Source organism: Hallerella porci (genome assembly GCF_003148885.1).
GTDB classification, from domain to species: Bacteria; Fibrobacterota; Fibrobacteria; order Fibrobacterales; family Fibrobacteraceae; genus Hallerella; species Hallerella porci.
Window position 1 is genome coordinate 279,103 of the sequence record NZ_QGHD01000001.1, and the last position, 21,489, is coordinate 300,591.

At 45.8% G+C, this 21,489-nt stretch carries 14 protein-coding genes; 10 read left to right on the top strand and 4 right to left on the bottom strand.

Going from position 1 to position 21,489, the window contains the following annotated elements; genetic code table 11:
• Positions 1-253: 253 nt before the first annotated feature.
• The 3 genes from B0H50_RS01170 to B0H50_RS01180 all read left to right on the top strand — a co-directional run bounded on the left by B0H50_RS01170 (position 254) and on the right by B0H50_RS01180 (position 2,597).
• Positions 254-682 (top strand): hypothetical protein, encoded by a 429-nt coding sequence (locus tag B0H50_RS01170; protein ID WP_106198072.1) that lies wholly within the window; start codon positions 254-256, stop codon positions 680-682.
• A gap of 13 nt (positions 683-695) precedes the next feature.
• The gene (locus B0H50_RS01175; RefSeq protein WP_109587108.1) at positions 696-2,072 is read left to right on the top strand and encodes a M23 family metallopeptidase; all 1,377 of its coding nucleotides are present in this window, start codon (positions 696-698) and stop codon (positions 2,070-2,072) included.
• Positions 2,073-2,159: 87 nt separating this feature from the next.
• The gene (locus B0H50_RS01180; RefSeq protein WP_106198074.1) at positions 2,160-2,597 is read left to right on the top strand and encodes a hypothetical protein; all 438 of its coding nucleotides are present in this window, start codon (positions 2,160-2,162) and stop codon (positions 2,595-2,597) included.
• A gap of 66 nt (positions 2,598-2,663) precedes the next feature.
• Here B0H50_RS01180 and B0H50_RS01185 read toward each other — a convergent pair whose 3' ends face one another.
• Together B0H50_RS01185 and gdhA are read right to left on the bottom strand one after the other, a co-directional pair.
• The gene (locus B0H50_RS01185) at positions 2,664-4,958 is read right to left on the bottom strand and encodes an inorganic phosphate transporter (RefSeq protein WP_109587109.1); all 2,295 of its coding nucleotides are present in this window, start codon (positions 4,956-4,958) and stop codon (positions 2,664-2,666) included.
• Positions 4,959-5,254: 296 nt separating this feature from the next.
• On the bottom strand, positions 5,255-6,604 hold the full coding sequence (gene gdhA, locus B0H50_RS01190) for an NADP-specific glutamate dehydrogenase (protein ID WP_106198076.1): 1,350 nt from the start codon (positions 6,602-6,604) through the stop codon (positions 5,255-5,257).
• Between the two features lie 277 nt (positions 6,605-6,881).
• Between gdhA and B0H50_RS01195 the strand changes: the two genes are divergently transcribed.
• Entirely contained in the window at positions 6,882-8,657 is a 1,776-nt protein-coding gene (locus B0H50_RS01195; RefSeq protein ID WP_106198077.1) for an AMP-dependent synthetase/ligase, read from the top strand.
• 82 nt (positions 8,658-8,739) lie between these two features.
• Here B0H50_RS01195 and trpA read toward each other — a convergent pair whose 3' ends face one another.
• Together trpA and trpB are read right to left on the bottom strand one after the other, a co-directional pair.
• Positions 8,740-9,492, bottom strand: a complete 753-nt coding sequence (gene trpA, locus B0H50_RS01200) for a tryptophan synthase subunit alpha (protein WP_173315730.1) — start codon at positions 9,490-9,492, stop codon at positions 8,740-8,742.
• Complete coding sequence (gene trpB, locus B0H50_RS01205; protein WP_109587110.1) at positions 9,492-10,763, bottom strand: tryptophan synthase subunit beta; 1,272 nt, start codon at positions 10,761-10,763, stop codon at positions 9,492-9,494. Before trpB ends, trpA begins: the two co-directional genes overlap by 1 nt.
• A gap of 187 nt (positions 10,764-10,950) precedes the next feature.
• Here trpB and mnmG point away from each other — a divergent pair, with 187 nt between their 5' ends.
• The 6 genes from mnmG (at position 10,951) to B0H50_RS01235 (ending at position 21,486) form a co-directional block, all read left to right on the top strand.
• Positions 10,951-12,870 carry a tRNA uridine-5-carboxymethylaminomethyl(34) synthesis enzyme MnmG gene (mnmG, locus tag B0H50_RS01210; protein ID WP_233244454.1) on the top strand — a complete coding sequence of 640 codons (1,920 nt, stop codon included), beginning with the start codon at positions 10,951-10,953 and terminating at the stop codon, positions 12,868-12,870.
• A 103-nt stretch (positions 12,871-12,973) separates the two neighbouring features.
• Positions 12,974-14,680 carry a LamG domain-containing protein gene (locus B0H50_RS01215; RefSeq protein WP_146129142.1) on the top strand — a complete coding sequence of 569 codons (1,707 nt, stop codon included), beginning with the start codon at positions 12,974-12,976 and terminating at the stop codon, positions 14,678-14,680.
• Positions 14,681-15,143: 463 nt separating this feature from the next.
• Positions 15,144-17,780, top strand: coding sequence for a rhamnogalacturonan lyase family protein (locus B0H50_RS01220; RefSeq protein WP_158275867.1), 2,637 nt, complete (start codon positions 15,144-15,146; stop codon positions 17,778-17,780).
• Positions 17,781-17,792: 12 nt separating this feature from the next.
• Positions 17,793-19,031, top strand: a complete 1,239-nt coding sequence (locus tag B0H50_RS01225; protein WP_109587111.1) for an SGNH/GDSL hydrolase family protein — start codon at positions 17,793-17,795, stop codon at positions 19,029-19,031.
• A 39-nt stretch (positions 19,032-19,070) separates the two neighbouring features.
• Positions 19,071-19,616: a carbohydrate-binding protein gene (locus tag B0H50_RS01230; protein WP_109587112.1), complete on the top strand. Its 546-nt coding sequence runs from the start codon at positions 19,071-19,073 to the stop codon at positions 19,614-19,616.
• Between the two features lie 10 nt (positions 19,617-19,626).
• The gene (locus tag B0H50_RS01235; RefSeq protein ID WP_106198081.1) at positions 19,627-21,486 is read left to right on the top strand and encodes an SGNH/GDSL hydrolase family protein; all 1,860 of its coding nucleotides are present in this window, start codon (positions 19,627-19,629) and stop codon (positions 21,484-21,486) included.
• The last annotated feature ends 3 nt before the right edge of the window (positions 21,487-21,489 follow it).

Genomic DNA, 21,489 nt, shown 5'->3' on the forward strand with positions numbered 1-21,489 from the left:
AGTTTTTTAAGAAAATGTTTACAAAAAAATGGAACGAAAAGTGGCAAAATTTGCAAAAATTCGGCAATTTTATGTGCTAAGTCATTGACTATCAATCAGTTACGGAAATGTCCTCCGCGGGATTTGAAATGCAAAATAATTTTTAGGAAAAGAGAATGATTCGTTAAAATGGAGTCAATTTTTTTGAAATTTCACTTTACCATTATTTTTTTCTATTTTTGGCTTGCAATTTGTTCAACAATGGGACTTTTCTATGAAATTTGTTCTCCTCTGCGACGATATCTACCTGAAGGGCGATTTGGCCGCTTTCGTCAATAACTTTCCGACTAATCATGAACTCGTCACGATGTCGGGTGAAGCGTTCCTCCAAGCGCAAGGCTTCCCCGAGAATACGTTTGGACTTCTCGTTGAACGTTTCACTTGGCAAAAGAACTTTAGCCTTTTCCGCTATTTCGGACTTCTTCCGATTCTCGAAACCGTTCCGCTTGCTATCGTGAGCCGTAACCGTCGCATTGAACCGCTCAAGGGTCGCAGCTCTCTTCGCGGACAAGAAATGATTATTTCTCCGAACGCTTCTTCCGAAGAACTTTACTCCGCAATCGAAAAGTTCGTCGCAGCTCCTCCGCAGATTCATTCGTATCCGCGTGGTGCTTGCAAGATGTTCACCAAGAAAGTGGGCTAATTCGCGTTCGCTCATGCAGCGCAAAGTTCTTGATTCGTTGATTGCCCGCGGTTCTTTCGTCGGAATCATCGCACCAAAAACTCTTGATGTCGCTGCAGCGTTGCAAAATTTTGCGCATTCCCTGTCGGGGAGTGCGCCTTTTTCTTTTGTAGAATATTCTTCGCGGGAAATTTCGGCAAAAGAATTTCTCAAAAAATGGCGGAAGGCGCAAGAAGTGGGCGAAGCGAAAAATGTCTTCGTGATTTTTAATCGCGAATTGGACGAAGAATCGAAAAAGCTTCTCTTCTCGATGCGGATGACGATTGTGCTCGTAGAAAAGGGAAATTTTCTCGATGACGAGCTGCTTTTTGAATTGGATGCGCTTTCTAATTTCCCGCGGGATTTTTTTTGGTGGTGCGCACCGAAGCCTTTAAAAAAACGATTCCGCCATCTAGCACCCGCAGTCAAAGGGGCGATGATTCAGCCATTTAATTCGGTCGAAGCACTACAAAATCAAGCGGAAAAGGCGGCTGAAATTTTCCGCAATCTTTTGAAAATTCGAATTTTGGGAGAAAATGGTTTGGAAGGTTGGCCGCGGATATTTCGGCGATTTTTCATCCCGTTTTGTCTTCTCGCTTTGATTTGCCCGTTTCTTTATCCGACAAAAATTGTCTCGAATCCGTCGATGACGCGGAACATGAAAGCGGAAATGCAAATTTACGCCGAAGCGCCTTATTTCGATTACACTTTCGATGGAAAAGAATCGCTCGAACGCATCGGGCGTTATGCGGTGGGGCGTTTTGTTGCGCTCGTGACCAATGAAAAAACTCTCGGCGATTACGTCGCAGAAACTTTGGAAAAAAATGGATTTGCAAAAGATTCTTGGAAAAAGGAGCGGTTGCATATCCCGCCAGAAGGAATTTCTCTTCGCTTTGAATTTCCTGAAAAATTAATCAATTCCGAATACGATTTGATCGCTCCCGCCTGGAATTATTTCACGGGGCTTATCGCCGATTCGATTGCGTATGTGACGGAAACTTATTACCCGAAGGCAACTGCAAAAAATCGTTTGCATCCGGCGTGGGATGTGGCGAGTCGCGCTGGCGCAAGAATTCTCGCCCCTTTCAGCGGGAAAGCGTGGACGTTTTCGGATGAACGCGGCGGAATCGTTATCGGTATCGCAGACAAAGAACGCGTGATACTTTTTATGCATTGTAATCAGCTTTTGTATTTAGACGGACAAAATGTGATGCAAGGCGATCCGGTGGCAACTGTGGGGACGACGGGACACACGACAGGACCGCATGTGCATTTGGTCACGGGAATCGTGAGCAAAAATGGGGAAAAACGTTTAGGTAATGTTCGCTATACCGTTGTGAATCCGGTCACGTGGTTCCTTTCTGGTAAGTGAAATATGATAAAAATACCCTTACAAATCGAGCGGAATTTGGTAACTTTGGGGCGGGTTGGGTAAATAGACTTTTAGAGGAGTTTTTGTATGTTTACTCGTTTGGTAGTTTCTGTCGGATTTGCGACATTTCTTGCCGCATGTTCTGCGACCCTCCCCAAAGCGGAACTCGCAACTCACGAAGACAGTTCCCGCAATATTCCCCAAATCGACAATATGATTGTGAGCCTCAAAAAGTCTTACATTTCGCAGTGCTACGCGCCGATTTTGGACAAAAATCCGCCCGAAAATCAATGCCAGACGGAATTATTCCAAATGCTCGAACGCCGTTATCACATGAATTATTCGCAGAAAAATATCGATCAAGCGTCGAATGAACTTTTCTTCCGCGATGTCGATGCGCGTCTCCGCAAAATGGTGCGGACAGATCCTGAAGTGCGTCGCGCTGTCCGCGAAGGAACTTTCCGCAATGCAGACGATATGTTGAGCTATTACCGCGAAAAATACGCATTCGTTTCGACGAATTAAAAAAAATTGCAATCAAAAAACTCCCTCGAAATTTCGGGGGAGTTTTTCTTGTGGAGGGAGATGAAATTAAGCGAAGCTCGGCGCGAGTGCGGGCTCGTCGGCTTCGGGCTTTTCCGTTAAGAATTTGCGGGAAGCTTTGAGCAAATTGGCGACTGCGTCTAAGTAAGAACGCGTTTCGTAGAGAATTGTCAAGTAGAGAATTTCGGTGCGGATAAGAGAACTGCTCACTTTTTCGTGGACCATGTTCGCTTTGCGTTCTTCGACAATCATTTCACTCGTTTCGTGTAAATTGCGGACGAGTGCATCGTAGGCAGAAAAATCTCCGCTTTCGATCATCGCTGCGCTCTTTTTCGTGAGCATCGAAATTTTATGGGCGATGATTTCGAGTTTTTCTTTTTGCTTTTCGTTTACTTCGGTGAAGTTATTGTCTAAGTGTTGCACGCATGGGATGCAGATTTGTTCGATGTCAAAGACGCCATCGCCCAAGAAATCATTTGCCTGGTAAAGGAAGAAGTTTTTCACGAGAATATCTTCTTGCTTCATCTTCTTGCTGCAAAGAGTTCCTTGTCTACGCAGCCGTTCGATGTAACGCTTGAGAATTTTGATGCGCTTTTTACTCGTCCGCAGTTCGCTTAAATTATCGTTAATGAATTCTTCGATAATTTGACCGTAATTTTCGGCGGTAATGCGGAGAACCGAGCTCCATTCATCTTGGCTAAATTTTTGGACGAGCGGAAGCACGTCGGTTTCGGGCGAAGCTTTGAGAATGTGCGAGAAAATTTCTTCGGATTTCTTGATGGATTTTTCTGTTTTTTTGAATTTGAGATTGGAGCGGATGAGAAGGAAAATCACGATGGCGAAGAGGATAATTCGTGCGGGCATTCCGCCGAAGCGAAGAAGAATGGCGACGATGAAGCAAGCGCTGAACGCGGCGAATGCGGTGATGAACCAGCCGCCGATGACCGAGAGGACGCCGGTGATGCGGTAGACCGCACTTTCGCGGCTCCACGCATGGTCGGCGAGAGAAGTTCCCATGGCGACCATGAAGGTGACGTAAGTCGTCGAAAGCGGAAGTTTAAGGGAAGTTCCAATCGCGATGAGAGAACTCGCGAGCATTAAATTGACGCCGGCACGAATCAAATCGAACGCTGCAGAATCTTCTTCGAGGGTGAGTTTATTCGTATCGAAACGCTTTGCAATCCAAGCGCTGACCGTGCGCGGGCAAATCGCATTTATCTTTTTAATTGCGCCATAGCTGAAGCGGACGAGTGCGCGGGCGACGGGATTGGTGCCGAAGACTTCGTCGGTTTCCCCTTGTGAAGAGAGCGAAACAGAAGTTTGGACAACGCGGTGTGCTTTTTTCGAAGTGACGAGAGTAATCACCATGACTGCGCCCGCAATCATTAACAGATACCATTGTCCTGCTTCTTTATCGAGGAGAGCGCTCATCAAATACGTGTCGGGATTTCCGCCGTCTGCGATTAAATGTTGAAGCGAAGAAAGTCCGGTAAGAGGAACGCCGACAAAGTTCACCAAGTCGTTTCCGGCAAAGGCGAGGGCGAGCGCAAAGGTGCCGCAGCCAATTACGACTTTGAGCATGTTTACGCCAATCGCATGCAAGAGATGAGAAAGAATGAAAAATCCCGCGAACATGCCGAGAAGAATCAGCATTTCATTGCTGTGCAACGCCGATTGAAAATCTTTGGAAATGAAAGAAGCGTTCTTTAAACCTTTGATGAGGATGAAGTAGAAAATCGAGGTCAGAGAAATTGCGCTGAAAATACCGACGAAATATTTGAGATTTTTCTTGTAGCCAAAGGTAAAGAGTAAGCGGGCGATGTATTGCACGAGCGCACCGACGGTAAATGCAATCGCAACGGAGACGAAAATGCCGAGGATGACTTCGAGAGCTTTGCTCGTGTTGATGAGATTTGCAAAGTTCAAAGCGCCCGTTGGATCATTCGCCATTTTCAAGACGGAAATCGCAACGGATGCGCCCAAGAGTTCAAAGACCATGGAAACTGTCGTCGATGTCGGCATCCCGAGAGTATTAAAAATATCGAGAAGAATAACATCGGTTAGCATCACCGCGACGAGAATCGTTAGAATTTCGCTGAAGTAATAATACTGCGGTTGGAAAATGCCGTGTCGCGCGACATCCATCATGCCGTTTGAGAAGGCGGCTCCGATAAAAACTCCCGCGCCCGCAATCGTTAAAAGAACTTTGAAGGAAACCGCTTTCGCGCCGATTCCCGAATTGAGAAAGTTCACCGCATCGTTACTCACGCCGACGATGAGATCGAATACCGCAAGCGCAAAAAGCATTGCGATGAGAACGTAGTAGATTGAGACTGAATCCATGCTGTTATCCTTTGTTTTGGTTTTCTGGATTTTGAACTACAGCAAAGTTATTTACCGCAAAGAATCGGAGCAATGGGGGAAAATCAAGTTTTTCAATGATTTTCCAAGGACTTTACAAGAGCTTTACAAATAAGGGAATGTGCGCTTAGAGCTTAGAATTTCTAATTTCTAAGTTCTAAGTTCTCCGTTCTAAGTTCTTAAAACATCCCTCCGCAGGCGTCTCAATATTCCTAATTTCTCATTAAAAAAAAACGCTTCCCGTTTTGGGAAGCGTTTTTCTTTTGCAAAGGCAAAAATTAGACAGCGCCTTGCCACTTCATAGCGTCAGCAACTTTCTTGAAGCCTGCGATGTTTGCGCCCATCACGAGGTTGCCCTTCTGACCGTATTCCACAGCAGCAGAAGAAGCAGCCTTGTAAATGCTCTTCATGATGCCTTCGAGCTTTGCATCGACTTCTTCGAATGTCCAAGAAAGACGTTCGGAGTTCTGGCTCATTTCGAGGCCCGAGGTAGCAACGCCACCAGCGTTTGCAGCCTTAGCCGGTCCAAACATCACGCCAGCCTTCTGGAACGCTTCGATAGCTTCCGGAGTAGACGGCATGTTTGCGCCTTCGGCGACAGCCTTCACGCCGTTTTTGATCAAAGCTTGAGCGCTTTCGAGGTCAATTTCGTTCTGAGTTGCGCACGGAAGAGCGATGTCGCACTTAACCGTCCAAACACCCTTCGAACCTTCGTGGTATTCTGCGCCCTTCACGCGATCAGCGTATTCCTTGATACGGCCACGGTGAGCTTCCTTAATGTCGCGGACGACATCGAGCTGAATGCCGTTCGGGTCATAGATGTAACCGTTCGAGTCAGAAACAGTCACGACCTTAGCACCGAAGGATTGAGCCTTTTGGCAAGCATAAATGGCAACGTTACCCGAACCGGAAATCACAACCGTCTTGCCTTGGAAGGAATCGTTTGCGAGATCCTTGAGCATTTCGCGGGTGAAGTAGCAGAGACCGTAACCGGTTGCTTCTGTACGGGCGAGAGATCCACCGTAAGAGAGACCTTTACCGGTGAGAACGCCCACAAATTCGTTGCGGATACGCTTGTATTGACCAAACATATAACCGATTTCGCGAGCGCCAGTGCCTTGGTCACCAGCCGGAACGTCGGTATCTGCACCGATGTGCTTGCAAAGTTCAGTCATAAAGGACTGGCAGAAGCGCATCACTTCGTTGTCGCTCTTGCCTTTCGGATCGAAGTCCGAACCGCCCTTGCCACCGCCCATCGGAAGAGTGGTGAGGCTGTTTTTAAAGACCTGTTCGAAGCCGAGGAACTTGAGCATTGAAAGAGTCACTTCGTTACGGAGACGGATACCGCCCTTGTAAGGTCCGATAGCCGAGTTGAATTGAACGCGGTAGCCGCGGTTCACTTGAACATTGCCCTTGTCATCCACCCAAGGGACGCGGAACATCACAACGCGTTCCGGTTCTACAAGGCGGTCAATCACGCCGTTGGTTTCGTAAGATTTATCCTTTTCGAGGACTGGATCGAGCGATTCGAGGAATTCACGAACAGCCTGATGGAAGAGTGCCTGATCTGGGTCACGTGCGACAACTTTGTCGTAGACCTTCTGCAAGTATGCGTTTTTGATCGCCATGTTGTTTCTCCAATGAAAGAAAATTGTTTTTGCAAATTGAAATATAATAAAGGCGAAACTGAATAAATTTGGGCATTTTAAAATAAAATGTTACAATTTTGTAGATTTTGGAAATGAGTTTTTGCAAATTTGTTTTTTGCCGAAAAAATGGAAAAAACCGCAAAAAATGGAATTTCTAAAAAATGACATTTTTGTAATTCGTCGATAAAAAATTTTTTCAATCCTGCGACATTTTTCCCGTTTTCGGTTATTTTGATAGAGAAAAGGCAAGAATTTTATGGAAAAAAGACATTTTAATTCGATTCCTGAAGTCTTCTTAGACATGTGCCAGGCGAAGGATTTCCCCGGGTGGTTTAAGCGGGTGAATGGATCTTGGGAAGAATATTCGGGCTTGCGCCTACAAAAAATGCTTTTTTATGCGACTCTTGCTTTTGCAAAATACGGCGTTGGCGAAGGAAAAAGTTTGGGAATTATCGCTGCGACTTCGCCGAATTGGATTGTCGCCGATTTAGCTTGCGAAATTTGCCATGCGCCGACGGTTCCGCTTTTCCCAAACATTAGCGAAGAACATTTTGAATTTCAATGCGACGATTCGGAAATCGGATTTTTGGCGGTCGATTCCATTGATGATTTGGACCCGGGAATTAAAAAACATTTGGCGCGTTTTCGTTATGTGATTTGCTTTGATGAAAATTCAAAGCTTCCGCTCAACGGAATTTATTGGAAAAATTTACTCGACGAAGGCGAAATTCTTTCTAAAGAAGAAGGTACAGTCGATTGGTTTCGTTATCGCTTAAACGGAATCCGCGAAGAAGATTTATTTTCGGTAATTTATACGAGCGGTTCGACGGGACTTCCGAAGGGCGCAGAACTTTCGCATAAAAATATGATTGCGATGATTACGGCTTTGGATCCGATGATTCATCCGGATGTCGCAACGGATTCGGCGATTAGTATTTTGCCGGTGGCGCATGTTTTTGAACGGATGGCGATTACATTTTATGCGAGCAAACATTTGAAAGTTTACTTTGCGGATTCGCCCCAAAACGTCGGCGTGATTGCGCACGAAGTGCGTCCGGCAATCGGGACTTTTGTCCCACGGATTCTTGAAAAATTAGCGGATGCGGTTTCGCAGCGCGAATATAAATTAAGCGGACTAAAACGCTTGTTAATGCATCAAGCGATTCGTTTTGCAAAGAAAAATATTCCGGGCAACGGAAAAATTCGTCGGAAAATTTACGATAAACTCGTTTATCAAAAAATTCGCGAAGCGCTCGGCGGAAAATTCAAATGGATTATTTCGGGGAGCAGCGCTCTCAATAAAACCGTTTATCGTTTTTTAATCAATGTCGGTTTTCCGGTTTTCGAAGGCTACGGTTTAACGGAATGTTCGCCGGTGATTAGCGCGAATATGCCCGATGCCAATAAAGCGGGCTCGGTGGGGAAGCCGATTGCGAGTTTGCAAGTCAAAATAGGCGAGCAAAATGAAATTTTGGTGAAAGGTCCGAGCGTTTTTCACGGTTACCGCAATATGCCCGAGATGAATCGCGCTGCGTGGACTTCGGATGGATTTTTCCGCACAGGCGATCAGGGCTTAATCGATAGCGAAGGATTCTTATTTTTAATCGGGCGCATTAAGGAAATTTTTAAGACGAGCACGGGAAAATATGTTTCACCCGTTCCGATTGAATTGGAATTAAGTCGTCATCCGATTATCGATGGGGCAATTGTCATTGCGAATAATCGCAAATTTGTTTCGGCAATTCTCTTTTTGGGTTATGATGCGGCGATGCGAATTACGGAAAAATCGCGGCGCGATTTTCATCCGGAAGAAGCGATTTTAGATCCGCGGGTTTTGGCGGTGGTGCAGTCTCACGTCGATACCGTTAATCGCAAACTCAATCATTGGGAACAAATTCGAAAATGGACTTTGGTGAGTTCGCAACTTTCGGTCGAATCGGGAAGGTTAACGCCGACATTAAAATTGCGACGGCAAATTGTCGAAGCGGAATTTGTGCGAGAAATTGAAAAAATGTACGAAGAAAAACGTTAACGCTTTCGGGAAAATCTGGAGAGAATGTGGCGGCGAAGCCGCCGGAAATGAAAAATGCGCGCCCTGCGGGCGCGCATTACGTTTACTGATTACTGAGTTCTTTGGCTTTTGCTTCGATCGCCTGCGATAACGCCTGCGGATCTTTTGCATATTCGTTGATGAGACGAACAAAGACAGAGCCCGCGATGACAGCGTCTACGTGGTCCGCAATAGCTTTCGATTGTTCGCCACGAGAAATCCCGAAACCACCGTAAACTTTGGAACCGCCCGCGCCGACTTTCGAAAGGAAGGTGAGAGTCGCTTGATCGATGTCTGTCTGCGTGCCGGTAATGCCTACGCGGAGAGAACCGTAGATGTATTTGAATCCAGCGTGTGCCATTTTCGATAAGCGTTCATCGCTCATGCTCGGACTTGCTACCGGAATATTTTCCATACCGTATTTTTTGCAGGCTGCGGTTAAACCTTCGTCGCAATCAAACGGTAAATCGGGAATAATGAGACCGTTCACTCCCGCTTCGCTCGCCATTTTGCAGAAAGCTTCGACGCCAGGCGTGTAAACGAGAGAGCCGTAGCTCATCAAATAAATCGTCGTCTGCGGAAAAGCTTTGCGGAGTTTTGCGATAAAATGGAATCCGTCTTTGACGCGGTAACTGCGCGAAAGAACTTCGGTGCAAGCGCCTTGAATGGCTGGTCCATCTGCTGAAGGATCGCTAAAAGCGAGTTGCACTTCGAGAATATCTGCGCCGCCTTTTACCATCGCCGAAGCGACTGTAAAAGCGATTTCATCGGTCGGGTAGCCTGCGACGAGATGACTCATCAATTTGATTTTCGACATTACTTGTTTCCTCCCATGAGCTTCGCTTGATGAATATCTTTTTCTTCGTTCAATCTTTCGAGTTCGCTTTCGAGGAAAGCTTTCCATTCTTTCGGGCGGAAAACCGGACTGGTGATAAAGATATCTTTATCGCCGCGGCCGCTCATGTTGATGATGACCGCTTTATCCTTCGGAACTTGTTTTGCAATTTTCATCGCAGCAGCTCCGGCGTGAGCGCTTTCGAGGGCGAAGAGAACGCCTTCATTTTTTGCGAAGAATTGAACGGCTTCGAGAGCTTCTTTGTCGAGGATGCTCATAAATTCGACGCGTCCGCTTTCGCCGAGGGCAGCGAGCTGCGGGCCAATTCCCATGTAATCGAGTCCCGCGCTAATCGAACGCGTCGGGAGAGATTGTCCGTCTTCGTCCAAAAGGAAACGGCTCTTGTAACCTTGCACAATGCCTTCGCGGCTTGCGTTTCCGGTCATGCGGCTCGCATTTTCGCCGATATTCGGACCGATTCCGCCCGCTTCGGCTCCGATTAAACGCGGAGATTTTTCATCGATAAATGGGCTGAAAAATCCGATGGAATTGGAACCGCCGCCGACACAAGCGACCATCGCACCGATTTCAATTTTACGTTCGGCGCATTGACGCTTGACTTCGTTTCCGATGACCGATTGGAATGTGCGAACGATATCGGGGAAGGGAGCAGGACCAAGTGCTGAACCGAGAACGTAATGCGTATCATCGGGATGAGCTGCCCAATCGCGCATCGCTTCGTTGACAGCGTCTTTGAGAGTGCGCGCACCGCTCGTGACCGCACAAACTTTGGCTCCGTAAGTTTCCATCGCAGCGACATTGGGCTGTTGACGGCGCACATCGACTTCGCCCATATAAACGGTGCAGTCCATGCCGAGTTTTGCGCAAGCGGCAGCGGTTGCAAGTCCGTGTTGCCCTGCGCCTGTTTCGGCGATGATGCGCTTTTTGCCCATGTGTTTTGCCAAAAGCACTTGACCGATTGCGTTATTGATTTTATGCGCGCCGGTATTTGCTAAGCCTTCAAGCTTGATATAAATTTTTGCACCGCCCAAAAGTTCTGTCGCTTTCGGCGCAAAAAGAAGCGGCGTTTCGCGGCCGATGTAATCGCGCTGAATTTCGTGGAGTTCGTCCAAAAATTCTTGCGAACTCATGAAATGTTTGAACGCAGCTTCGAGTTCATCGAGCGGACGTCGGAGAATTTCGGCAACATACTTGCCGCCGAAGTGATTGAAGAATCCATTTGTGCTGTACATAGTACATCCTTTGGGTTTAAAAACGAAAAACCTCCCGAAAAAGTCCGGAAGGTTTGCATAAAAACGAACACAACGCAAAAAACCGGACTAAGGTTAAGTCCGCCACCACCAACGATTGATGCTCTTTACGTTTTGCATGCTCCAAAAATAAACAAGTTGAAAAAAATTGGCAAGGGATTTTCTAAATTTGGCGCTGAAAAATCACCCGCTTTCGTCAAAAAGTCGGATGAAGAATGGAGTTCTCAAGATGAGTGCGATTTTAGATGTCTTTGATGTGGTGGTAATCGGCGGCGGTCACGCAGGAATTGAAGCGTCGCATGCGGCGTGGAAAATCGGCGTAAAAACCGCAATGCTCACGATGGATTTAAATGCCATCGGACGGATGTCTTGCAACCCCGCCGTGGGCGGCGTGAGCAAAGGTCAAATCGTCCGCGACATCGATGCTCTCGGCGGGCTCATGGGAATTTTGACCGACAAAGCGGGCATTCAATTTCGCATGTTGAATCAAAGTAAAGGTCCCGCAGTCTGGGGACCGCGCGCACAATGCGATCTTAAACAATACAGTTTAATCGCCCGAGAAACTCTTGAAAACTGCCGCGGTTTACATTTGATTCAAGGGGAACTCGCCGCATTCAATCGCCTCCCGAATGGAAATTTCGAATTGACTTTGTTAAATGGTGACCGCTACGAAACGAAAACTCTCGTCATTACGAGCGGCACTTTTTTGGCTTCGAAAATGTTCACGGGACTTGCGACAAGTATCGGCGGGCGAGTGGGCGAACCGAGCGCGGATGCGCTTTCGAAATCCATCGCCGAAAATGGTCTGCGCTTGCGCCGTTTAAAAACGGGAACGCCGAGCCGCATCGATCCTTCGTCAATCGATTTTAACGAATGCGAAGAACAGCCGGGCGATAAAGATCCGTGGCCGATGAGCGACCGTCACAATCATCCGATTGATAACGGAAACTGCTGCTGGATTACGCGGACAAATCTCAAAACGCACGACATTCTGCGCTCGGGATTTAAAGACAGCCCGATGTTTACGGGACGCATTCAAGGAAAGGGCCCGCGGTATTGTCCGAGTATCGAAGACAAAATCAATCGCTTCGGCGACAAAGACGGCCATCAACTTTTTATGGAACCCGAAACGAAAGATGTTTCGCGAATTTATTTGAACGGCTTCAGTTCCAGTCTCCCGGCGGATATTCAGCTCGCCGCTTTGCACACGATTCCCGGACTTTCGCATGCGAAGGTGATGCAAATCGGTTATGCGGTTGAATACGATAGCATTGACGCAACGCAACTTTATCCGACATTTGAATGCAAAGAAATTTCGGGGCTTTATTTTGCGGGACAAGTCTGCGGGACAAGCGGATACGAAGAAGCTGCGGGGCAGGGAATTGTCGCGGGAATTAACGCGGCGCTCAAAACGCAAAATGCAGAACCCTTTATTCTCGGGCGTTCGGAAAGTTACATCGGCGTCATGGCCGATGACCTTTCGCATTTCCTTCTCGATGAACCGTATCGGATGTTTACGAGCCGCGCGGAATATCGTCTCTTCTTGCGTTCGGACAATGCGGATTCTCGTTTAAAAGAACGCGCGCGCAAAATCGGTATGATCGATGATGCGGATTATCTCGCTTGGACAAATCGCAAAACAGAAATGGAGCGGGTACAAAAATTTTTAGCGGAAACGACCATTACCGCTTCCGAAATCAATCCGTTCCTCGAAACTTTTGGCGAAGCGCCTGTGCACGAATCCGTGCGTATGAATACGGTTTTACGCCGCCCGAAAGTCGACCCCGAAGAATTCTTCCGCAAATTTTTGCCCGAAGCAAAACTCATTCGCCGCGACATTTGGAATCTTTACGCCGAAGAAGCGTATGCGGGATTTTTTGCGCGTCAAGCCAAAGAAATTGAACACGAAAAGAAAATGGACCGCATTAAACTTTCGCCGGATACGGATTATTCGCAAATCACCGCGCTTTCCATCGAAAGCCGTCAGCGTTTAGCCAAAGCGAAACCGCTCACCGTCGGAAGCGCATCACGGATTCCGGGAATTCGCCCGTCCGATATTATGGTGTTAACGCATTGGGTAAGCAAATAAACGAAAATCGCTGAAAAATCCCCTTTTTGCGGGGCATTGTCTTTGGACAACGCTCCGCGTTCTTTTTTCACTTTTTTCAAAACTCGGAATGTATATTTAATTTGTGGTGAATGGGAATATGCAGAAATTGTGCGAAAAATGGCTTGCGTCGGCGTTTGCGTTAACGCTTTTGATTTCAATTTTAATCGTAGCGGGCACAGGATGCTCGGACAATCGCACATCTCTCGGAAATAGCGCTGAATCGGGGAATCCAGAAATCGCAGGCATTTTACATTTTGCCGATGGAACTCCCGCAGCCAAAGTCAAAGTGCAATTAGTTCCCAAAAATTATTCGGCGGCAGATGATGAAGTTTTAAATGCCGCGTGGACTTCGGAATCGGATTCTCTCGGGCAATTTGCCTTTGAAAATGTTCCCGCCGAAGGATTTTCGTTAGAAGCAAACGATCCGATTTCCGGCAAGAAATTTTTGCAGATGGGTTTAGCTTCGACTTTAGATTCGAGCGTTCTCAAAGTCGAAGGCATTTTGGAAAATGTCGGCGGCGTGCGGCTCGGAGCGCACGGATTTGAAGACGGCACAACGGGCTACGTTTATGTGCCCGGGACGACAATTCTTCGCCAAGTCATCGTCGAAATGGGGAATATTTTCGTTGATTCTCTCCCTGCCGATTCGCTTTCGCCCTTTATTTTTGTCGCGGATAACGGTTATTCGCTTTCTCTCGATAAAGGCGTCAAAATTATCGCCGATTCAACGATTCAAATCGACCCCGAAAAAGTTGCGCTTGAATTTTCTTTTGCGTTAACTCCCAAAGAAATCGGGCTTTCCGAAGATTTGAAAAATTTCCCGTTAACTCTCCGCTTGGATTCGAATGATTTCGACGCCAAAATTCTGCAAAAAGTTTCGGGCTCGTGGTCGGCAATTCTCTGCGGCGACACATTACCGCTCGATTTATCGTATTCCGACGGAAAAAATTTCACATTCTGGACGCGCATTCCGCGGCTCCGCGCCAAAGCGACCGATACGCTTTCGTTGCATTTTGCCGAAGATGCGAAAACTTCTTTTGCCGATTCGACGGACCGCATTTTCTCGGATGGATTTATTGCAGCGTGGCATTTTGACGAAGGGAAAGATTCTGTCCGCGATGCGACCGGAAACCGTTTCCGCGGCGTTCCCGAAAAAGTCACGGTTTCAGAAGATGCTGCAGTTGGAAGCGCTTTCTATTACGACGGCAAATCGGGCTCGGTCACGATTCCGAATTCGCGCACCGGCGATTTGGATTTTGACACGCATGCGCAGCGGACTTTCTCGGTGTGGGTGCGTTTAGATAGCAAAGAGCGTTCGCGCGTCGTCTTTGGAAAGGGCGCATCGAATTATCATCTCATGTATTTATCTTCGGCTTCGACGCCGCCTTCGGGCATTTGGCTTTACGAAGCATATTCGGATTTGACGGGAGATTCGACGGCGGTTTCCGTCCGGAATTGGTACACGGATTCTTCGGTCACGGTGAATGAGTGGACTTTTATCACCATCGCCCAAGGCGATTCTTCGACAGCGATGTATGTGAACGATTCGCTCGTCACCGATTCCCCGCGGCAAGGGAAAAATAGCACCCCGCGAATTACGGACAGTTTATTTGTCATCGGCAAATTGATTTACCCCGCAGACGATCCGAGCGATATTGTCACTCACCATTTCGAAGGCGTCATCGACGAATTGCACGTCAGCCGAGTCACGCGCTCCGCCGCATGGATTAAAGCGAGCTACGCGAATCAGAATCCGAAGAAAAAGTGGCCGACGTTAATGAAGAATTAGGAATAGAACACCGTTAACATGTCAAATTCGTCTATGCAACGCTGCGGCAAGCATTCAAATTGCTTTTGAACTCTTCATGCAACTCAGCACGGACAGTTCAAAAGGGTTTGAGGTATTCATGCAACTCAGCACGGACAGTTCAAAAGGGTTTTGAAGTATTCGTGCAACTCTGCATAGACAGTTCAAAAGGGTTTTGAAGTATTCATGCAACTCTGCATAGACAGTTCAAAAGGGTTTTGAAGTATTCATGCAACTCTGCATAGACAGTTCAAAAGGGTTTTGAAGTATTCATGCAACTCAGCACGGATAGTTCAAAAGGGTTTTGAGGTATTCATGCAACGCTGCGGACTATTTACAGAAAAAGTTTCGGGGTTGGTCCTTCGTTGTCTCTAGACTACACTTAATTTTTTAGGAAGACTTTTTTGCCTTTTCCGAATTATTTTACTTCAAAAGGAGACTTTTTATGCGGATTGGATTTGGTAAAAAAGCGGCTTTTGGCGTGTGCAGTGCTGTACTTTGTTTTGGACTTTCGACGCCAACCTTTGCTGCTCCTTTGATGGAAAATTTGAATCGCGGGCTCGTTTCGGCAAATGTCGGAAATGGAATGCTCGTGAGTTTTCGTTTGCTCGGAACGGATGCGCCGACGGCGAGCTTTGCTCTTTACCGCGATGGAATAAAAATTGCGACGATTGAAAAAAATGCGCCGACAAGTTATCTCGATAAAGACGGAAAAGCGGAATCGGTTTACGAAATTGCCCCGATTATTGATGGGCTCGAAGGGAAAAAAGAAAAGCAAACTCTCGTTTTTGACGAAGGCTATTACGACAAAGGTTCCAAAGTTACCTTCCCGTATAAAACTTTGAAAGTCGATGTGCCCAAAGATTTGACAATGCCCGATGGCACGACTTGCACTTATACCGCAAACGATATGAGCACGGGCGATTTAGATGGCGACGGCGAACTCGAACTCATTTTAAAATGGGATCCGTCCAATTCGCACGATAATTCGCAAACGGGTTATACGGGAAATGTGTATTTAGACGCCTATAAATTAAGCGGGAAAAAATTGTGGCGAATTGATTTGGGAGTAAACATTCGCGCAGGCGCACATTATACGCAATTCCAAGTTTACGATTATGACGGCGACGGCAAAGCAGAAGTTTTGGTGAAAACCGCGGACGGTACAATCGATGGCACAGGAAAAGTAATCGGCGATAAAAGCAAAGATTATCGCAGTTCTGGAGGAACGATTTTAGAAGGCCACGAATATTTAACCGCTTTCCGGGGAAGCGATGGTGCTGCGATTTCGACGGTGGATTATCAGCCGCCGCGCAGTATTCAAAAGCAAAGTAAAGGGGGCGCAGGCAACTGGGGCGATAATTACGGCAACCGCTCTGAACGTTACATTGCAGCGACCGCTTATTTAGATGGCGTGTACCCGAGTGCGATTTTTGTGCGCGGCTATTATACGGCATCGTATGTGGTGGCTTACGATTTTGACGGAAAAGATTTGAAGCTCCGTTGGTTGCATAAGTCCGATACTCCTGAACAAGGCGCATACGGCGAAGGAAATCACAACATTACCGTGGGCGATATTAACAATGACGGTTACGATGAAATTGTATTTGGCTCTTCGGCAATTGATCACGAAGGTAAACTTCTTTACCGCACAGGATTTGGACACGGCGACGCTGCGCATTTGGGCGATTTAGACCCCGATAAACCAGGCCTTGAATTTTGGGATGTTCACGAAGAAAAAAATTCAAAATATGCGGATGAATTACGCGGCCCCGACGGAAATGTGATTTGGGGAACTTTACAATCGGGCGATGGCGTTGATAATGGACGCGGTCTTGCTGCCGATATTGATTCGACTCGCGGTTATGAAATGTGGAGTGCTGCGGGTGCGGGCATTTATAATGTGAGCGGAAAACTCATTAGTTCGACAAAGCCGTCTATCAATTTCCGCATTTATTTTGATGGCGATGTTTACGACGAATTGCTCGATGCTACAGGAAGCGGTGGCTCTGGCGGAAAAATTGACAAGTGGAATATTCAAGCGCAACGAATCGATAGACTTTTCAGTTTTTATAACGTGAATGGTTCGACATTAAATAATTCGACCAAAGCAAATCCTTGTTTGGTTGCCGATATTTTGGGCGACTGGCGCGAAGAATTGATTGTGCGTTCGAGTTCTGATCCGTCGACGATTACGATTTTTGAAACGCCTTATACCACGGAACATCGCGTTTACACGTTAATGCACGATCACGTTTATCGCTTAAGCATCGCTTGGCAAAATACCGCGTATAATCAGCCGCCGCATTTAGGTTATTACTTACCGGATCGGGTGAAAAATTTGACGCAGCCCGAAATTTCTGTCGTCGGATTTGTCGAAGAGAAACCGGAAAATCCCATCCAACCTTTTGAATTGAAAAATGTTTTTGATGCGACTTCGCCCGATACCGCAAGCGTTGGATTTATCGAAAAAGATCACGCGGGATTTATCGGTGAAAATGGTTACTGGAATTTTGCGAATGAATTGGGTTCATTTGCGACATATAAATTAAAATCCGAAAAAGATACTCTCGTGACTTTAGCGGTCGTCTATGCCAACGGCGGCACGGCAAATCGCGATATGACTGTGAAAGCAAACGATAAAAATTACACGATTGCGTTCCCTCCGACCGGTTGGGACACTTGGGATACGGCGTATGTGGAATTTGAAATCGCAAAGGGTGAATTGGATTTGACTTTTGAATCGTTGACAAAGGATGGCGGCCCGAATATCTGCGGTTTTGCATTTAATGTCGAAGGAATTTCAAAAGCAAAAAAATCGACGACGGCGATTCATTCTTCGATTGCGAAAATTTCTTCGTTTAATCCGAATCTTGGACTATTAACTACATCCGAAGCGGGATTCGCAAAAATTTCGATTTACGATATGCGCGGAAATTTAGTGCAAAGAATTTCGACGTCTGTTTCTATCGGCGAAAATGTTCTGAACTTGAATCAAGAAACTTTGCCTTCGGGAATTTACATGGTGAATGTTTCTCTCAATTCAAAGCGCATCGCCAATTCGAAAATGATTGTGAAATAATCGGAGCTTTTTATGCTGGGATTTTTGGGAAAGCTTTGGCAAAGCGCTGTGATTTTGTCGATGTTTTTTGCTGTGGGCGTTTTTGCCAAAGTCACGATTTATATGTGCGGCGATTCGACCATGCAAGATTGGCGTGAATCCGCTTATCCGAAGCAAGGCATCGGACAAAATTTCGGCTATTTCTTTAATGCGAATCTGGTGACGGTTGCGAACCGCGGCGCAGGCGGAACCGCTGCCAATACTTATTACAAAAATAATTGGCTAGGCGTTGCAAATGAAATCAAAGCGGGCGATTATGTGGTTATTCAATTTGGAATTAACGACAGAAATTACGGCAAAGAAGATGGCATTTCGCAAGATTCCGTTTTCAAAAAATACATCACGAAAATGGTCGAAGAATCGAAAGCGAAAAATGCCATTCCCATTTTAATTTCTCCGGTTCGCCGTTCTGATTTTAGACCGAATGATTCCATTTACGAATCGTATCATCAATATCCGAGGCTCGTGCGTGAACTTGCCGAAAGATTGAATGTTCCGATGATCGATATGGATACTCTTTCGAGAAATTATTTGCTTTCGGTGGGGCAATATTATGCGCTTCATTATTTGAATATGGTTCTGGATGCCGGCGAATATTCCAATTACACCAATGGAAATAGCGACAATCTTCATTTGCAGCAAAATGGGGCGATTGCCTTTGGGCGCATTACGACAGAACAAATGCGTGTGCATGCAAATCCGCAAGTGAAAAAACTCGGCGATTATATGGCGAAAATGTATCAAGTCGATGTCGAAGTTTCGCCAGAAGGTGCGGATTCGGCGACGACTGTAAGCAGCTATTATCCCGAAGGTATTCAAGTGACTTTGAAAACGACGCCGAAAGCGGGGAAAAAGTTTTTAGGTTGGTATGATGGTAACGGAAATAAAGTGAGCGGAAATTCTGAAAAAACGGTTCAATCCAATTTGATTTACACTTTTAAAATGGGAAAACAATCGACGAAATTTACCGCGGTTTACGAAGGCGGAACGCCGAAGAAATATACAGGAAATGGAGCGGCTTTGACGAATTTCCCAACCGGAACACCGAAGAAATTGCAAGGAGTTCAAGTGGACGATCCGATTATCCAAACGGACACGAGTGAAAAAATTATCAGCAAGAAAATGGCGAAATTTTTTGATGCGCATAAGCCCGATTCGGGAAATGGATTTTCGGAAAATAATAACGCGGGTTTTACAGGCGAAGGCTTTTGAAATTTTAATAATGAAAAAAATTCTTTCGCGAGTTTCACGATGAAATTTCCGACGGCGGCGCGCGTGACGATGGCGGTGATTTATGCAAACGGAGGCAAAACAAATCGCGATTTGAATATTTATTTGGATCACGATTACAATGTGGAATTTAAACCGACGGCAAATTGGACAACTTGGGATACGGTGTATTTTAATTTGGATTTGTTACACGGCGAAAATGAAATTAAAATGATTTCGCTTTCCGATGATGGCGGCCCAAATATCGACGCCTTTGGATTTAGCATCGAAGGAGTTTGCCGCGTAGGAATTGACTGCGAAAAAAAAGACACGACAAAGGTGGATACAACTGCTGTAGATTCTTCTAAAACGGCGATTCACACTTTGAAAAATTTACGTCTTCAAAATCAAAATGCAAAAGTGAAAGTTTTTGATTTGAACGGAAAATTGATTTCGAATTTTACAACAAATTCTTTGGCAAATCTCGAAAATGAACTGCGTGTAAACATCAAGCAAAATGGACTTTTCCACATTGTGATTCAAAACGGAAATGTGCGCAAGAATTTCAATTTTGCAAATGTGAATTAAAAGGATAAATATGAAAAAAATTTTAGCGCTCATTTTTTCGCTGTTTGCGTTACAAGTCGTTTCCGATGAAACGGCGGTGACAATTCATATTATCGGCGACTCGACTGTTTGCAATTACAAAGGTTCTGCGTATCCGCAAACGGGTTGGGGACAAGTTTTGGAATATTTCTTTGACGCGTCTCGCGTAAAAATCAACAATGTCGCAATCGGCGGGCGAAGCTCAAAAACTTTCATTCAAGAAGGACGACTTGCTGCATTAAAAAATTCGGTGAAAAAAGGCGATTTTATTTTTGTGCAATTCGGGCACAATGACCGCTATTTTGGAAGCAAAGCGCGCGAAGTTCCCATCGATTCGTTGCCGTATTATTTAAATCAATATGTCGATTCGGCATTCGCATGGGGCGCAATTCCTGTGCTTGTGTCGCCGATGAATATGAATACGGGAAAGCGAAATATTTTTACGGAATATAATGTTCACGGCGTGATGCAAAATATTTCAAAAGAGAAAAAAATTCCTTTTGTCGATTTGACGATGAAATCGTATAACGCCTACAATTCGTATAACGCCGATTATGTTTCGCGCTATTTATTTAAAACGCTCAAAGCGGGCGAGTATCCGAATTATCCTGATGGCGTAAACGATGGCACGACGCATTTTCAAGAAATGGGTTCTTTAGGACACGCTCAAATGATTTGCGAAGAATTGGAATCGAATTTAACGAATGCAAATTTATCGTCGAATGCAAAATCCGCTTTGACAAATTTGGTGGCATCGATGAAGAAACGTTACACGATTACGATTCAAACGAATTTGAATAATTATTCGGGCTTGATTACGCAAGCGCAAAATTTGCCCGCGGAATCGCCGATGACTCTTCGCGTAACGCCGAATGCAGAAGTTTTTGAAAAGTGGGTCGATGACGATTGCAACGAAATTTCGAAAGAAAAAATTTATTACGGCTTTAAAACGAAAGCGCGCAATGTGACTTATACCGCGATGTTTCAAGGCGGCGCCGCTTGTAAAACGATTCCTCACGACAAGGAAGAAATTGAAATTCCAAAAAGTTCTTCTTCAGAAATTTCCAGTTCTAGTTCAAGTGTAGAATCTTCGTCTTCGTTTGATTCGAAAATTTGCTTCGCAGGAATTGCCGATGCCAAGTGGCCTTCGCCAATCGATATGTCTTTTCCCGAAATGGGCGAGGGCACAACGGATTCAAATCACGAAGGATTTACAGGCGCAGGATTTTTCAACATTGCAAATAATGCGACGAGTACTGCGACTTACAAAATTACATCAGACCAATCCGCATCGAATGCGCGCGTGATGATTCGTTATGCGTTCGCAGGAAATTCCAATCGCGATATGAAAATTCAAATCGATAATGGAATTTACGATGTGCAATTTCCGCCGACAGGTTCGTGGGATAAATGGGACACGACTTACATCGAAAATGTTTGGGTCGATGCATTAGATTTTGAAATGAAAATTTCTTCGACGACAAATGACGGTGGCCCAAACATCGATATGATTGCATTTGACATAGCGGGAGTTTACCGCACCGGCTGCGAAGCGGCAAAAGTGGAAAATGGAAAAACGGATACGACGAAAACCGATACGACGACTGCGCTCAAAAATTTTGGGAAAACGAAATCGTTTGCCTTTGATGCTAAAAATTTAACGCTAATGCTTCCGGCGGGCTTTGTGAATTTGCGGGTGATGAATCCGCTTGGACAAGTCGTCTTTGCCAAAACCGAAAGCGTTTCGGCGGGAACTTTTCATTGGCTTCAGACAGTGAATTTTCCGCGGGGCAATTATTGGATGCAAATCGTAATCGATCACCGCACACACTTTTTGCATTTCGCCCGTTGAATG

Bases quoted from the DNA above. Each gene is read 5' to 3' on its own strand.
- trpB (WP_109587110.1), bottom strand. From the start codon at position 10,763: ATGTACAGCACAAATGGATTCTTCAATCACTTCGGCGGCAAGTATGTT.
- B0H50_RS01180 (WP_106198074.1), top strand. From the start codon at position 2,160: ATGTTTACTCGTTTGGTAGTTTCTGTCGGATTTGCGACATTTCTTGCC.
- B0H50_RS01230 (WP_109587112.1), top strand. From the start codon at position 19,071: ATGAAATTTCCGACGGCGGCGCGCGTGACGATGGCGGTGATTTATGCA.
- B0H50_RS01235 (WP_106198081.1), top strand. From the start codon at position 19,627: ATGAAAAAAATTTTAGCGCTCATTTTTTCGCTGTTTGCGTTACAAGTC.
- gdhA (WP_106198076.1), bottom strand. From the start codon at position 6,604: ATGGCGATCAAAAACGCATACTTGCAGAAGGTCTACGACAAAGTTGTC.
- B0H50_RS01175 (WP_109587108.1), top strand. From the start codon at position 696: ATGCAGCGCAAAGTTCTTGATTCGTTGATTGCCCGCGGTTCTTTCGTC.
- B0H50_RS01185 (WP_109587109.1), bottom strand. From the start codon at position 4,958: ATGGATTCAGTCTCAATCTACTACGTTCTCATCGCAATGCTTTTTGCG.
- B0H50_RS01220 (WP_158275867.1), top strand. From the start codon at position 15,144: ATGCGGATTGGATTTGGTAAAAAAGCGGCTTTTGGCGTGTGCAGTGCT.
- B0H50_RS01225 (WP_109587111.1), top strand. From the start codon at position 17,793: ATGCTGGGATTTTTGGGAAAGCTTTGGCAAAGCGCTGTGATTTTGTCG.
- trpA (WP_173315730.1), bottom strand. From the start codon at position 9,492: ATGTCGAAAATCAAATTGATGAGTCATCTCGTCGCAGGCTACCCGACC.
- B0H50_RS01195 (WP_106198077.1), top strand. From the start codon at position 6,882: ATGGAAAAAAGACATTTTAATTCGATTCCTGAAGTCTTCTTAGACATG.
- B0H50_RS01170 (WP_106198072.1), top strand. From the start codon at position 254: ATGAAATTTGTTCTCCTCTGCGACGATATCTACCTGAAGGGCGATTTG.